Below are 14,837 nucleotides of genomic sequence, written 5' to 3' on the forward strand. Positions count from 1 at the left end.
AAAATATATGGATCCGGTATCAAACATTCACTACTCGGCTACCATTCGATAGATCCTGCCACCCTGTCCCCTTATAAGGTGAATATATCCAGCAATCCTGTTGTGAGCCACGGCACATAGGTAATGAGGAGTACCGCAACGAGGAGTGCGATTAAAAAGGGGATAACATTTTTGTAAATTTTAATAAGCGGCTCGTTGAAACGGTATGAGGAAAGAAAGAGATTCAATCCAACCGGCGGAGTAAGGTAGCCCAGTTCCAGATTCGCGAGGAATATAATTCCTAAATGCACAGGATGAATACCATAGGCTTCAGCCAGAGGGATAATCAGAGGAACTACCACCATAATGGCTGAGAAAATATCCATAAAGCAACCGGTGATCAGAAGTGCAATGTTGAGAAGGATGAGAAAAACATATTTTGATTGAATATTTTCTTTGCACCATGCTGCAAGGGACATCGGAACTTCGGCATCGATGATAAAATAGGAAAGTCCGTTGGCGACGGCAAGAATTATCAGCACACCACCGATCAGAGGAATGCATTTGAGAAAAACGGAAGAGATCTCCTTAAGCTTGATATCTCTATGAATGAATACTTCCAGAATCAATGCATACACAACAGCAATTGCCCCTGTTTCCACAAGCGTTGTAATTCCCTTGAAAAAGAGAAAGATTGTCAGGATCGGCAGAAAGATTTCACCTGCGGCTCCGATCAGGGCAGATATAAGTTCTTTTATATTAAATGAGGGATAATTCGATTTGCGCTTTGCCGCATTACCGATACCGAGTAATGCAAGAGTAATTACCATCAAGGATCCCGGTATAATACCGCCGATAAACATGTGCTTGATATTAACGTGTGAGACAACTCCATAGAGGATTATCGGTAAACTCGGGGGGAATAAAAGACCGATACTGCCCGATGCGGTGAGCAGGCCTGAGGTGAATTTTTTGGAATGACCACCTTCGATAAGTACATATGAGAGGAGCCCTCCCAGGGCAAGGATTGTCACGCCCGATGCTCCGGTGAAGGTGGTGAAAAAGGCGCAGACGATAATTGCCATAATTGCAAGGCCGCCCGGAAGCCGCCCGAAAGCCGCATTGAACATCTTGACAAGCCGTTCTCCTGCCTTGCTTTCGGACAAAATGAAACCCGCAAGGGTAAAAAGTGGAATCGTCGGTATGATCGGGCCGGTCAGCATGGTGTAGGCCTCATTGGGTATTACTGCAATAGATCCACCCGAATTATAAAAAAGAAGAACCGCCATTCCGCCGAGAATCACAAAGATGGGCGTTCCGAAGAATGCTGCAATAATAAGAAGAATTGCACTCGGCCAGATAACATAGGCCATCAAATCCTGCAGAAAAAAGGCGAAGAGAGCAGTAAGTAAACCGCCACTCAGGGCAATAAGTTTATATGCGATCCCTTTTGGAGCATGAGTAACAAATCTGATTGCCATTATACCGAAAGCAACGGGCATGATATACAGCACCGCCTGGATAGGGAATATTCCTACTTTCTGTTCCGGACCGAAGCCGATCTGCACGAGTTGCCGGGAACTGATCGCAAGGCTTATACAAATTGCCACCGAAAGACAGGCTTTGATGCTTTGGGCAATTCTTCTGGTCTGGGGCCCGACATGATCAATCAGTGCGCTGATTGCAAGATGTTTTTCCTCCCTCGAGGTAATCATGGCCCCGCCGAAGGCGATCCATAAGACAAGATGATAAACATAGTCGGATGAACCATGAATACCGCTGCCGAAAACACGAAAAATCACTTCAAGAGTGGGAAAAAGAGCAATACCCACAAGCACTATCGAGATGACGATATTTTCGGCTTTGCACAGAAATGAAAGGAGGGCACTGATGCTTTTTTTCATGAAGATCGTAGAGTGCATATCAATAGTTTTTAAATGAAGAATGTCAACCGGAATTATTCATTCTCGCTTTTGAATTCCCGAATCAGCGCTTCAATTTCGTTATATATTTCTTTCTCGAGTGAATTCCCGAAAACTTTCCGTGTTCCTTTTTCAACAACGCTTTTCCATTCCTGCAGGGCATCCTCGGAGACAGGGTTGATCGTCAATCCATGTTGTTTCATGATAATAACCGCTTTTTGATCGGCTTCGGCAATTTCGCTTTCCATGGATTTACCGATTTTTCGTGCCGCTTTCAGAAGTTTCGGGCGGAGGTTTTTTGGTATTCTGTTCCAGGTTCTCCTGGAAATAATAACACCACCTAAAAGGGGAGCCCATTTAAGCTCGCACATGTTTTTTGCCAGCCCGAACCATTGATTGGTTGCCGCCGACAGAGGAGTGGTCGTGAATGCTTCAACCATACCGCTTTGAAGTGACGACATGAGATCGGTGACGGCAAGTGGCACCGGATGAAACCCCATTTCTTTCCAGGCCTGGACCCCGTCGGCATCACCGGCCCAGACAAACAGCTTCTGTTTCATAAGATCTTCGGGATACACTACCGGCTTCTTTGAAAAGAAATGAACCCATCCTACTTTATTCCAGAGAAGGATAACAAAACCTTTTTTTTCGAGCCCTTGCTCGAATTTCGGTTTCATTTTCTCCAGAACATAGTCAAGCTGTTCATCGGTGCGAACAAGCAGCGGCGCCTGAACATTGAGTATGAGAGGATAGATCCGTGTTAAGCCCACGCCGGTAATTCCGGCAGCATCGAGCTGGCCGATCCTCATCTTGCGTATCATATCTTCTTCATCGCCGGCAATTCCTCCGGGATATATCTTGAACGATACCTTACCATCGGATAACTCTTTCCATTCTGCATTGATTTTGCGAAGGCCATTGTCCCAGGGAGAGCCTTCAGGTGCAAGAGTCCCGAGCTTAATGGTCAGGGCATTAAGCGGAAATACCAAAAACAATGCAGCGAGTATGACCAGACGAATTATGGGAGTAATCATTGTTCTATTTCTGCTCCTTTTTCTTCAGGAAGAAAGAAATTATCAATATGCGCAAGCATCCATTCCGCTCTCCTCCGGCTGATTATATTCAACAGCCGGTTGCGGGGATACGCGTCGACATCGATGGATAAAATCTTTTTCATGAGCTGAATGAATTCTTCTTTGTATTGTTTTTTCACGCATACCGAGGTCGCGAGGGACATGTAGGGAGATGCCTTACTTCCCTGCGACAATTCAACGGCCTTTTTGAAATGTTCCCGTGCCTTTTGTTCACTTCCGCCCATAGACGGGGGAATACTGCCGTAATAGGAGATAAAAAATTCATGACAGGATCCTTCACCAAAGGCTGGATTATATTCCATGCATTTTTCAACAAAGGCAACAGCCTTTGGCATGCTCATCAGCAGGCCGAGATTGAATTTATCGGTCGTCAGAGCGCCCATCCATGATGCTCCCGCCCAGTAGAGAAACGCGGTATCCGCTTCGGTTGTCATGGCTAATGCCGAATCGGCCGATTGCCTCAGCGCATCTCTGAATCCGGGATGGTTAATATCGAGTCCGGTCAGGATATAATTTCTTCCCCGGAGAAAGAGCTTTTTGGCCCGCTGGTTCATCTTTTTTCGTGTACTGATTTTTTCATCGGGCAATTGCGCCGCCGGACCCTGCACAAAGGCATAGGAATACAAGGTAAACGCCTTACCGGTGGCAAGGTGAAGCTCAGCATGTTCCGGGGTCTGCTCGAGCATGGTCTCGTACATTTTGAGTGCAAAGGGAAGCGCATCGGCAACCAATTGCGGATCATTATCGCCGGTAAAAACAGTACTTCCTTCACCAGACAAAGCGTCGGCAACCGAATTGATCGCAATTTTTTTTACCGAACATCCGGAAAACAGCAGGAAAGCCAAAAGTACCTGAAAAGGAAATAATCTCATATAATGCACCATAGATATATATACTACAATTATTGTATGAAGCACTCAAGCTTCATAAAGTAAAAATCAGTAAGGGCAGAGGTAATGTCAAACCGGCAGTAATAAAGACACCACAAGAGCTTCAGAAAAGACCTACAAAAGTATTTTTCTGCGGTGCTGCTGTTTAATATTCAAATACTATCGCCTGATGGCACTCAACTTTAGGGACGGTTACAAAAACGGTCTCGCCTTTGATTTCAAAATCCACCTTTTCTTTCTGCGGTGCCAGATATACATTTTTGATCTTTTCCGGAACAGTAACTTCAACAGGGATATAGTACAAGGGAACCATATCTTCAATAACCAGGCACCGTCCACGTTGAATTGGCGGTGCATACAGCAGATGGGCAACGTAGCGCTTATGTGCCGGCTGGACAAGGAAATTGACCTTTGCCGCTGAAGGCATATCCACCTTGAGCACCGGTTTTTTATAGAGGAGGCTAAGGGCGTTGATAAACACCTGACGGTGTATCCGGGCACCGTGTTCGTAATAGATGGCTCCAATATGATGGGCGAAATATATAATGGAACCTTTTTTGATTATGCCCGGATGTTTTGCCGGTTCTGTTTGATAGCAGGTATACTGATGAGAACAGTATTTTTCGTAAGTTCGGCTGAAATAGGGTTCGTACACTCCGCCCAGTATTTCGGCTTCCTCAGGAATACACTTTAAGGCCGGTGAATAACAGAGGAAAGGAGATGTCACAACATCTTCGCCGATTTTTTTCTTCACAAAAAGATAATCGATATCATAGGTGCCGGGACCTTCATAGGTGGCGCCAAAATCAAAGAGAAACTTTTTCTTTTCCTTATCAAGAGCGCTTTCTCCGATAATAATCAATGAACCGCCTTTTTTGGCATAGTCACTTAAAAGCGCAGCTTCATCACTATTCAGGCAATTGCCGCCCGGAATGATTATTGTTTCATACTTATCGATATTCTTGGTTTTATCCACAAGCTCGTAGTCCATTTGTACTTCGTGGAGCATCGTTGCCACCCCCTGGTCGGAAGGCTTGTCGCCGCTCAACCAGATTCCCAGATTTGAATAAGGGCCCGATTTCAATCCGTATTCTTCAATTTGTTCTACATATTTATAGGCCTCACCGATATTTCGATAGGTCTCCAGATCGGCTTCGCCGGACGGGTGAAGCTGGTCGCCGAAGCTGCAGCCTGAACCCCAGGCAATCATGGCTGCGCCTTCATAACGGATAGCCTCAGGATGCTTGAAACCGCCGAATTCTCCCCAGGCGGTATGAAATTTGCCGCTCATGGCGAGAAGCTGCTTCCCATAATTGGCAAAGTACTTTGACCGGACTGGAAATTTCTCATAGCCGCCCCAGGTGGTCGGGAGATCTTCAAGTTCCATGTGCGTTTCGAGATCGACAAACTGATCCCGATATACTTCCGCACTCCCATTGTAGAATATCGTTGCTTCAGGATATTTCGCCAGAATAATTTCATTACATCCCTGCATGAATTCGCGCCAGTTTTGAACATACCATTTTTTGGCATCCTCTTCCTTTTCCCAATCCAGCCCGGCATCTTTCATACCGCTTTTACAGCGGTCGCAATAGCAGAGCTCCGCACAGCAGATATCGTAAAAGAAACCATCAACCGGATACATATCAACAATCTCTTTGGTCTGCTCATACATGTGCTCACGATATGATCCCGAGGGACAGAGATATTTCCATGAAAACGTAGGCTTGGGATCGGAAGGTTTGGCTTTGGGATCGGGAAAAAGTTCAAAAGTCGATCCATCTTTGTTTTTATGATGCCACTCAGGATGGTCTTCAGCATCATTGGCAGACCATCCGACAGTATAGTAGATGGGTGCGCGAATGCCGATTTCATGGCAGGCCTCGATCTGCTGACCCAGAAGATCGGTTTTAAGATGGGGATGAGACCGTCCGACTTTTGTTGGATAATACGACCAGCTGTGGTGACACTTAGCAAAGATTGTAATCGAATTGAGATGGCCGAAACGAAGGGCCTGCTGAAATTGCTCTTTATCGAATTTAGCCCCAACTTCAGGGATATATTCGGAGGTGTGAAAATCGAGGTGTACTTGACGTGAAGGGATGTCGATCATGGGTTTCCTCCTGAAAGAGTGGTTGTAACTCGCAGAGAAATAATATAAATTGCGGAGTTAACTGCGTGGGGACATCCGCCGTGTTGTATGGCCGTTCGATCGAACGACCATACAACAGCAAAAACAACAACCCGCCCACCCGAAGGGCACATCAGGGCATGATCACCTTGCTTGCCGAGGTGAGTTGTTCGATAATGTCGTACATATTGGAAATAGTTCCCACCGCGACATAATCCGTCTGATCGTAAAACTTGGCACACGTTCCGCATACGATTACCTCGACCCCGAGGCTTTCGAGTTCGCGGATGCTCTGGAGAACCGGTGAATCGCTCAGAACATGGTTGATACCACTGTTATAAAAAATCAAGCACCGGGGAAGAGGACTCACTTCCTTGAGACTATTGATGAAGGCACGAATGAGGATATCACCCAGTTCTTCGGCGCCAATTCCCATTCGTTGGCCGGTAATGCAAATGACATGATTGCCGGTTTTCCCGGTTGAGCAATAAGCTTCGGCATCGGGGTGTGACAAATCGGGCTGTATCTTTGTGACGGTAATGGTATAGGTGTCGCCCTCCCGGGACGATGAGCTTTCCATCCCGTTACTTTGAAGAAACCGTTGAACATTTTGAGATGATGTTTCATTGTCGACCAAAACAACCATCTCATCGTTGTCGGCGAGGCCGGCCAGCGCTTTTTTGGTCATCACTATGGGCTGGGGGCATGCTTTCCCCCGGGCGTCAACGGTTTTTGTAGCCATGAGCTGTCTCCTTGAATACTAGTTGCAATTTTTTTCAGACAAACGATTATCTTTTCTTATATTATTCCTGCTCTGCTGCAAGGAGTGCTGCTCCCGCGGCAACCACAATCTGGGGGTTGTCGGGAACCAGTATCCTCTTTTTCAGAGACTTTTCGAGCAGGGCAACAAGCCCTGTATTATATGCCCCGCCACCGGCAAGAACAATCGTTTCTGCAGTTCCGGAAAGCCGGCTGTACATTGAAGAAATTTTCTTAACGACACTTGTGTGGAGAGCAAGGGCGATGTCTTCTTTGGGACAATTTCTGTTCAACAGGCTGATGACTTCGGATTCGGCAAAAACGGTGCACATCGAATTGAGGCGGACCGATTCCTTACCCTTCAGGGCCATTGCGCCGAATGACTGGAGGGAGCATTCGAGGGTGGCGGCCATGATTTCAAGGAATTTCCCCGTGCCGGCAGCGCACCGGTCATTCATTTCGAATCGTGCCGTTTTGCCGTTTTTATCCAGGACAATCACCTTTAAATCCTGTCCCCCGATATCAATAACCGATCCCGCCTCGGGAAAGAAATGACGAGCACCCCGGGCGCAAGCTTTGATTTCGGTTACCGAGGGGATATTTTCCAGCTCAAGAAGATGCCGCCCATAGCCGGTTGCCATGGTCGGGCATTCGGGAAATTGGGCCAGAAGGCGTCGCGCTGTTTTCAGCGGATAGGAACCGGAATCCATAACTTCCCAACGGGAAAGTGAACCCTTGGTAAGAAAAACCATCTTAATTGTCCGCGAGCCGATATCGATTCCACAGGTTCCCATTGCTTTCTCCTTTGGGGCTTAGCCCTGTATCCGCTCGATGAATGCTTCGATTCGCGTTTTCAACTGTCCGACATCTTCCCGGCTGTAATCGGTTTCTATACGAATTGACGGTATTCCTTGATTTTCGAGCACCTTCTCAATATTCATGGCCTCGACCAGATAGGGAGTACAGAAATTCAGTCCATAGAGAATAACACCGTCGGCATTGTATTTCCGGACCATCTCTTGAATATGGCTGAGCCGGTCGGGATTGGGCGTGAAAATTGCGCAGTCAATCGACAGATATCGGTCCACCAGTGCATCAATACAACCATCGATGGTATCAGCGGTGGTATCAACCAGGTTTCGTGTTCCCCGTTCACCAACACAGGATTCCTCTCCGACAATCACCGCTCCGGAGGATTCGACAATAAAGGGGACTTTCCAGTTTGGGACGGCCAAGGGGCAGCCCGACAGCAGAATCCGGGGGGTATTTGCAGCGAAAGGACCATCGTTTGCCTTACTACGCTCTTCAAGCTCGGCATTGATTGTATTTACCGAATCGGTAAACCTCACGGGGTCGTCAAAGAAAGCGATTTGGTTGACAAGAAGGCTGTCGAGTCCGGATATGGGGGCCGGGGCGTGGGCGCGTAATTTCGAAAGGCGATGGATCGCTTTACGCTTGTTATTCACCGTTTCAATTGCACGCTGAAGTTTTTCGACGGTGATTGATACGCCGCTTAATTGTTCCATTGCTTTTATGAATTTTTTATATTCGGTGCGAAGAAATTCTTTGCTGTTGCCGTTTTTTGTCTGGGGTAAATCCATTATGTAAAGGTTGTCCGCCAGTTTGCCGAGTTCTTCATACGCCTTTTTCTTGCCGTCGCAGGTATTTTCCCCCACAATCATATCACTGGCTTCAAGGTAAGGACAAACTTTCCCGAGTTTGAAACCAAAGCTCGATTTAATGAGCGCACAGAGATTACGGGGCAATATCTTCTCCACTTCCTCAAGGGCAAAGTCGGCCCCCGAACACAAACCAACCATAATACCATTGGCGGCCAGGACAATCTCTTCGGGGACAAAGGTGCAATAGGTCCCAACAACTTTCCGGCCTTCCTTCCGGGCATCCATAAGCTCTTTGACCCTGAGCCCGTGAATCTCGGACACCACGAAATCAAAGTATTTCATTCCCTCCGGTCGGTTTTCCTGCGATAGATAGGCGTCGTGATAAGCCTTACCTACTGCTTCCAGAAGAGCATCATGGGAGGCCAGATCGAGGCCGAGTTCCTGCCATAGAGAACGATACTGGTTGGTTGCTTGTGTCATAAGAACCGCCTTTCATAAAATGAAGAGAAAAAATGGACGATATGTATGGAACAATTGCTTACTGTTGTGTGGAGCGTCCCAAAAAAGGAATTATGAAAGGAGATCCCTGTGGTGAAATTACAATGATGAAATCGCGGGGAGGGGAATGAGAACAAGGGATACGAAGAACAGATGATGATTATCATGATGGGGAAATGTGCTTTCTTGTCGTGTGCAGCCAACCTGTATACCCGACCGGTCGTACTTGCTGCTGCGAAATTTTCTCAGTGAACTCCTTTGATGGTACAAAAAGATATTAATTGGTTTTGCTTTCCATTTAAAATATATATTCGGGATTATTGATTGTAAAAAAATAAATAAGTGAAATATCGTTTGGTAGTTTCCTTTTCGTTATATTGTATTTGTTCACCGCCGTGCTAATACTGAATCCCGGTTTGCGCTGAGATTTTGTCGATCGCTTCCCGGGCCTTTTCTCTTACTTCCGGATTTTCATCATCAAGCGCATCTTTGAGCTTCGGAACCGCAAACCGGGCGTCATATCCGATATGTCCCAGGGCCAACGCGGCCATGCTTCTGATCTTGGGCTCCTGATCAGCCAGCGCATTTTTCAGAGCATGGTTGCAGTGAGGGACATAATCCAGAAGCAGAGTCATTGCCATTTTGCTGACAATACTGTCTTTGTCGCCCATGGCCTCGATAAGAGGCGGGAACGCACCCATAGGAAAGGGGGTGATATCGCCTAAAGCAACAAGCGCCATTCTTCTGATTTCCACATCCGGTTCAAAGATGCAATTACAGAGGACCCGGGTTGCTTCATTTCTATCTTCCGATCCGATTTTCCCAAGCGTGCGGATTGCCAGCTGTCGAAGTTCGGAATCCGGGTGACGCTGGACAATGTGCACAACCTGTGGAATCGCTTTATATCCTCGTTTGCCCTTGCGTCCAATGGCCCGCAAAGCAGATCGTAACTCGGTAATATCCTTCGATGATTCAAGAATGGAAATGTTGGTCTGGGTTGATGAACAACCTGAGAGGCCGATTAAGATTGCCGTTAATATGACTCCGCTGGTGAGATGTTTAAGCCCGAGAGTCGGTTTTTCTCTACGCAAACGTCGCTCCTTTCGTGATCCAGCAGGAAAATATCCTTTTTCGCTTTTTCAATTTTCTAAATCAGATCATATATAATAAGAAAAAAAACGGAAAAAATCAAAAAAAAGTAATTTAATTCATTAAATATGCGCAAATTATCAAAAAAATGTAAAAGGATGATACAAATATCTAACGATAAACCAGAATAGTGCATCACTCATGTTTTAAAGCTAATTACCCTTTTTTCCTTATTCTTTTAAAAAATGCGGAATAAAGAATTATTTTAGCTCATTATATTTATTTCAATTTAAATGAAGGATATTTTCGATGGCAGTGAAATTTGGTCCCCATGATTTATTTGTTTCACCATTGGGCGATGATGCTTATAGGGGAACAAGCCCCGATATTTCGGAAGATGATGGTCCGCTTAAAACCTTAGAGCAGGCCTGCAGTATCCTCAGGAAAAGCAAAGCGCGTGGAGAATTTGCCGGTCCTGTAACTGTCTGGCTCAGGGAAGGAAGATATTTTTGCGATAAACCTCTCTATTTTACACCCCGGGATTCCGGGCCGATCACCTTTGATTCCTATCCGGGCGAAAAACCGAAAATCAGTGGCGGGATCGAGATTAAAAACTGGGAAGAAAAGACTGTTGATAATAAAACGATGTGGGTTGCCGATGTTTCCGCCATTGTCGAAAAATGTGGCCCCTTCCGCCAGTTGTTCGTTAACGACAGGCGTTGTCCCCGGTCCCGACTTCCTAAAAAGGGGTATTATACTATTAAAGATATTCCACCAAAGGAAACACAATCCAGTCCCCATGCCATAAAAGACCGTTTTATTTGTGAGGCCGGGCAAATTAAAAAATGGAAAAATTTAAAGGATGTAGAAATCGTTGTTCTCCATTACTGGATCGACGATCGTATGCCCATCGAATCATTCGATGAGAAGCAGAATCTGGTAATCTGCTCAAAAACAGCTCGAATGTCGCTGGTTGACGCCTTTGGTCAGGGGAACAGCAGATACTATATCGAAAATGTCTTTGAAGCACTCTCCGAACCGGGGGAATGGTACCTGGACAGAAAGGATTGTCTGCTCTATTATATCCCCTGTGAGGGAGAATCAATCGATTCGGTTGAAACCATTGTTTCGGCTATTTCCCAACTGGTAATCGTTCAAGGGGAGCCCGACTCTGAGCGCTTTGTTGAATTTCTGACCTTTCGGAACCTCTGTTTCGAACATACCGACTGGGTCCGTCCATACGTAACCCGCCAGGCGGCGCCCGATGTCCCCGGGGTAGTTTCTTTTGAAGGCGCTCATAATTGCACCATTGAAAATTGCACGTTTCACCATCTTGGATGGTATGCGGTGGATATCAGGGATGGTTGCCGGGGGAACAGGATAACCGGCAATACCATGCATGATATCGGCGGCGGTGGCATCAAGGTCAACGGTTCCCATTCATGGGGGACAGTCTCCCGGCGGACCGGGGGGATGGTTATCACCGATAATCATATTTATGACAGCGGCAAAATCTATTATGCATCCACCGGGATCGTGCTCATGCACACCTTTGGAAACAGGGTTGCCCATAATCATATCCACGATTTGTATTATACCGGAATTTCCCTCGGCTGGGTCTGGGGTTACTGGCCATCGGTGGCCTGTGATAATCTCGTTGAAAAAAATCATATTCACGATCTGGGCAAGGGCGTTATCAACGACATGGGGGGCATTTACACTCTGGGTATCCAGCCCGGGACGGTTCTTCGCAACAATTTGATCCATGACATCGAAAAGCACGGCTACGGCGGGTGGGCCATTTATCCTGATGAAGGCAGTTCCTATCTGGTAATCGAAAACAATATCTGTTATAATGTCAGCAGTCAACCCTTTCATCTTCACTTTGGGAGAGAGAATGTTCTGCGGAACAATATCTGGGCTTTTGGTGAGGAAGGTATCATTGCGATCAGCCGCGGGGTCCGTTTGAGGTGGGAAGACAAAGGGGCTTTCGACGACGGCCATGGCGGTAAATCGTTTACATTCGAACGCAATATCGTTGTCACCGATAATCAGCCGCTTTTTGTGGGGGGCATGGATGACCCGACTGGCGGATTGGAAACCAAAAGCTTTCTCAGCGATTTGAATCTTTACTGGGATGTAAAGAGAACGCCGGTTTACAGTGTTAATGCCGGGCACGGCAAAGCAGGAAAAGAGGGAGCATCAAAAGTTTTCGAGTGGGATGAATGGCAAAAGCGCGGATATGATATACATTCGGAAATTGCAGATCCCCGGTTTACCAATGCCGAGCAGGGAGATTTCTCCCTTGCTCAGGATTCCCCTGCCTTTGAACTCGGGTTTATTCCCATTGACATGTCGGATGTAGGGGTTCGCCCGAAAGAAAAGAGGGGTTAAGTTATGCTCGAGTTACTGGCTGTCGGAGCCGGTGGCCTGGTCGGCGCAGTGCTCCGTCATTTGATTTCAGGATGGGTCCATGTCTCCCTGAAGGGAAACTCATTCCCCTTCGGTACCCTGGCGGTCAACATGCTCGGCTGTCTGATTATCGGTGCGGTTGCCGGCTGGACCAACGGGTTCAGCGAGATGGCCCACTCCTGGCGCCTCTTTCTCACCATCGGCATGTTGGGGGCTTTCACTACCTTTTCCACCTTCGGCTATGATACCCTGTTGTTGCTCCAGAATGGTCGGTATCTCGGCGCCCTTGTAAACGTAGGGGCACAGCTTACCGGCGGTCTGGTGGCCGTTAGTGCAGGATTTTTCCTGATACGGCTTGTGCGGGGCGTTGCCCTGTGATACAACACCCATAATATTTCTGTTTTTCCCGAATTAGTTTTCTTCTTTCACTACGAATATCATGCAATATTTCCATTTTTCCGAAAAATAAAAAAGTTCTTGCAATCCATGGATTTAAATTAGTATTTATAGTACATCTCTGTATATGTAATCCTTTGATTTTAAAAGTTTTGAAAGAGAAATCGGTATTTTTATAAATTGTTCGCAAAAGAATAGTTTGAGTATAAAAATAATCGTTTATAAAACACTCACTGGTGAGAACCTTTTATTAGCAAGTAAATGAAAATGAATTTCTCAGATTCATACGCAATTACCGGTGATTTCCTAACCACATGTAATGATTTTTATAGTACTGTTTCCACTCAAAGCAGTAATACTGGGTTGAAAAAAAAAGAGGTGGATCGATCCGCCGGGGAACTAGCCGTTTTCAATAAAGGGCATTATTATCTTCATACAACCGCATATAAACCAACCGGTTTGGCGCTTGGTTTTCCCCTGCCCGATCCCGATTTTAAGGAAAATCTCTGGAATATTTCGATGGAAATTAAAAGGCATTTGAGAATGTTTTCTCCCCAATCCACTAAGTTATTTGCCCATGTACCACCTGAAAGTTACCATGTTACCATTGTCAATAGGAAGCATTTTGATAACAACGATCTGGTAGAACCTTTAAGCAGTTCGGAGAAAGACAGGGCTGAGAATGTCATCCAAAAATTGCAGATAGGAGAAGTGGCAGTTTACTTCAATGGGTTTATCATATCAAACGAAGGCCGTGTGCTTGTGAGAGGATACGTATTTGACAACCGGCTTTTTTATTTGCGCAAAAAGCTCACTGAAATAGGAAACATCTTTAAAGACAGGATCCCTGTTGGAGCGCATATTAAGCTGGGGCATGTTTTAATTCAACTAGACAAGCATGAGTTAAAGACCTTTAATCAAAGAATATCATATTTAAGCGAACAAATAAGCGCATTGATCAAATTCAATGATTGTTATACCCAGCAGGGGCAAATATCTTTCCGATGATTCCAAGGCAGGTTCTGCAGATTTTGCGCCTCTTGATGCTGAACCCTTTCCCAAATAGAAGATCATTTCTATGATTGTTACTCCGGATATGCAAACATCTTTTCCTCCTATGGTTGTAGCGGCGCTAACAAACGTATGTACACATGCATGTATCCATTGTCCTCAAAGGCATTATTCTCAAAAAAAGGATTTTAATCCGCATTACATGAGTTGTGATTGCATAGAAAACATTGTTGATGAAATGGCTCACTATCCCCATTCTCTCCTTCGTTTTTGTGCCTGGGGGGAGCCATGCCTTCATCCGAACCTGACTGATTTTGTCGCGTATGCTCATTCCAGAAATGTAAAAACAATTCTTCTCACCAACGGATATCTTCTTAATGAACAATTGTCTCAGGCACTCTTGAACGCGGGACTTACTCTGATAGAAGTCAGCATCGATGCCGCTTCATCGGAAACATATACTGCTGTCCGCTGCTGCAATGATCCTGCCGCGTTTACAAAAGTAGTCGATAACGTTGAATCCATGATTCAATTACGCAACGCTGTTTTATCCAGTACATCAATTGTTGTCAGCCATGTCACCTGGCCGAATGAAGCCGGTGAAATGGAATTTCGCGAATTTGAATCCTCCTGGGACGGCAAAGCCGATGAGGTTGTTAAAAGGCGATTAACTTCATTTTGCGGTACCCTCGATTCTGAATCGGTCGCGGTTCCGGAAAATCGAGTTCCCTGCTATGGATTATGGGCACGATTCAATGTAAACCCCTGGGGGAAAGTGCCGATTTGTTATAACCAGTGGGAGAAAGATAAATGGATTATCGGTGATTTGAACGAACCGCAGTCGACAATTACTTCGATCTGGACCGGCGAGCAATTTAACCAACTCCGGAAGCAACAGAAAAAAGGTATTTATACCGGTCCCTGTGAAAACTGCACTGATTATAACCCCTTTGCCTGGGAGCATCCCTTTGAAGAAGTCGTCTGGAAAGTTGAACAAAACAAAAAATGTAAATTTTCATAAATTTGATGTTTCT

The 14,837-nt window shown here is 45.9% G+C and carries 12 protein-coding genes; 4 read left to right on the forward strand and 8 right to left on the reverse strand.

Translation table 11 applies throughout. The features are described 5' to 3' along the window. Positions 1–71: 71 nt before the first annotated feature. The 8 genes from GF401_03125 to GF401_03160 all read right to left on the reverse strand — a co-directional run bounded on the left by GF401_03125 (position 72) and on the right by GF401_03160 (position 9,986). Positions 72–1,883, reverse strand: a complete 1,812-nt coding sequence (locus GF401_03125; protein MBD3344035.1) for a TRAP transporter large permease subunit — start codon at positions 1,881–1,883, stop codon at positions 72–74. Between the two features lie 53 nt (positions 1,884–1,936). Further along, positions 1,937–2,935, reverse strand: coding sequence for a C4-dicarboxylate ABC transporter substrate-binding protein (locus tag GF401_03130; GenBank protein ID MBD3344036.1), 999 nt, complete (start codon positions 2,933–2,935; stop codon positions 1,937–1,939). Further along, the gene (locus tag GF401_03135) at positions 2,932–3,879 is read right to left on the reverse strand and encodes a hypothetical protein (GenBank protein ID MBD3344037.1); all 948 of its coding nucleotides are present in this window, start codon (positions 3,877–3,879) and stop codon (positions 2,932–2,934) included. Before GF401_03135 ends, GF401_03130 begins: the two co-directional genes overlap by 4 nt. Before the next feature lie 151 nt (positions 3,880–4,030). Further along, positions 4,031–5,998: a hypothetical protein gene (locus tag GF401_03140; GenBank protein ID MBD3344038.1), complete on the reverse strand. Its 1,968-nt coding sequence runs from the start codon at positions 5,996–5,998 to the stop codon at positions 4,031–4,033. Between the two features lie 151 nt (positions 5,999–6,149). Further along, entirely contained in the window at positions 6,150–6,758 is a 609-nt protein-coding gene (gene yedF, locus GF401_03145) for a sulfurtransferase-like selenium metabolism protein YedF (protein MBD3344039.1), read from the reverse strand. A 61-nt stretch (positions 6,759–6,819) separates the two neighbouring features. Continuing rightward, entirely contained in the window at positions 6,820–7,569 is a 750-nt protein-coding gene (locus GF401_03150) for a 3-hydroxyacyl-ACP dehydratase (protein ID MBD3344040.1), read from the reverse strand. Between the two features lie 18 nt (positions 7,570–7,587). Further along, a complete protein-coding gene (locus tag GF401_03155; protein ID MBD3344041.1) occupies positions 7,588–8,877 on the reverse strand; it encodes a 2-hydroxyacyl-CoA dehydratase in 1,290 nt (429 codons plus the stop codon). Between the two features lie 416 nt (positions 8,878–9,293). Continuing rightward, positions 9,294–9,986, reverse strand: a complete 693-nt coding sequence (locus tag GF401_03160; GenBank protein ID MBD3344042.1) for a hypothetical protein — start codon at positions 9,984–9,986, stop codon at positions 9,294–9,296. A 307-nt stretch (positions 9,987–10,293) separates the two neighbouring features. On the opposite strand from GF401_03160, the gene GF401_03165 reads away from it, so the two are divergent. The 4 genes from GF401_03165 to GF401_03180 all read left to right on the forward strand — a co-directional run bounded on the left by GF401_03165 (position 10,294) and on the right by GF401_03180 (position 14,824). Continuing rightward, on the forward strand, positions 10,294–12,378 hold the full coding sequence (locus GF401_03165; protein ID MBD3344043.1) for a hypothetical protein: 2,085 nt from the start codon (positions 10,294–10,296) through the stop codon (positions 12,376–12,378). Positions 12,379–12,381: 3 nt separating this feature from the next. Then, positions 12,382–12,774 carry a fluoride efflux transporter CrcB gene (gene crcB / locus GF401_03170; GenBank protein ID MBD3344044.1) on the forward strand — a complete coding sequence of 131 codons (393 nt, stop codon included), beginning with the start codon at positions 12,382–12,384 and terminating at the stop codon, positions 12,772–12,774. A gap of 285 nt (positions 12,775–13,059) precedes the next feature. Continuing rightward, positions 13,060–13,800, forward strand: a complete 741-nt coding sequence (locus GF401_03175; GenBank protein MBD3344045.1) for a hypothetical protein — start codon at positions 13,060–13,062, stop codon at positions 13,798–13,800. Positions 13,801–13,870: 70 nt separating this feature from the next. After that, positions 13,871–14,824, forward strand: coding sequence for a radical SAM protein (locus tag GF401_03180; protein MBD3344046.1), 954 nt, complete (start codon positions 13,871–13,873; stop codon positions 14,822–14,824). Positions 14,825–14,837 lie beyond the last annotated feature (13 nt).

This window comes from Chitinivibrionales bacterium (assembly GCA_014728215.1).
GTDB lineage: Bacteria > Fibrobacterota > Chitinivibrionia > Chitinivibrionales > WJKA01 > WJKA01.

Coding starts and splice junctions, on each gene's coding strand:
- GF401_03125 (MBD3344035.1), bottom strand. CDS start 1,883: ATGAAAAAAAGCATCAGTGCCCTCCTTTCATTTCTGTGCAAAGCCGAA.
- GF401_03130 (MBD3344036.1), bottom strand. CDS start 2,935: ATGATTACTCCCATAATTCGTCTGGTCATACTCGCTGCATTGTTTTTG.
- GF401_03135 (MBD3344037.1), bottom strand. CDS start 3,879: ATGGTGCATTATATGAGATTATTTCCTTTTCAGGTACTTTTGGCTTTC.
- GF401_03140 (MBD3344038.1), bottom strand. CDS start 5,998: ATGATCGACATCCCTTCACGTCAAGTACACCTCGATTTTCACACCTCC.
- yedF (MBD3344039.1), bottom strand. CDS start 6,758: ATGGCTACAAAAACCGTTGACGCCCGGGGGAAAGCATGCCCCCAGCCC.
- GF401_03150 (MBD3344040.1), bottom strand. CDS start 7,569: ATGGGAACCTGTGGAATCGATATCGGCTCGCGGACAATTAAGATGGTT.
- GF401_03155 (MBD3344041.1), bottom strand. CDS start 8,877: ATGACACAAGCAACCAACCAGTATCGTTCTCTATGGCAGGAACTCGGC.
- GF401_03165 (MBD3344043.1), top strand. CDS start 10,294: ATGGCAGTGAAATTTGGTCCCCATGATTTATTTGTTTCACCATTGGGC.
- crcB (MBD3344044.1), top strand. CDS start 12,382: ATGCTCGAGTTACTGGCTGTCGGAGCCGGTGGCCTGGTCGGCGCAGTG.
- GF401_03175 (MBD3344045.1), top strand. CDS start 13,060: ATGAATTTCTCAGATTCATACGCAATTACCGGTGATTTCCTAACCACA.
- GF401_03180 (MBD3344046.1), top strand. CDS start 13,871: ATGATTGTTACTCCGGATATGCAAACATCTTTTCCTCCTATGGTTGTA.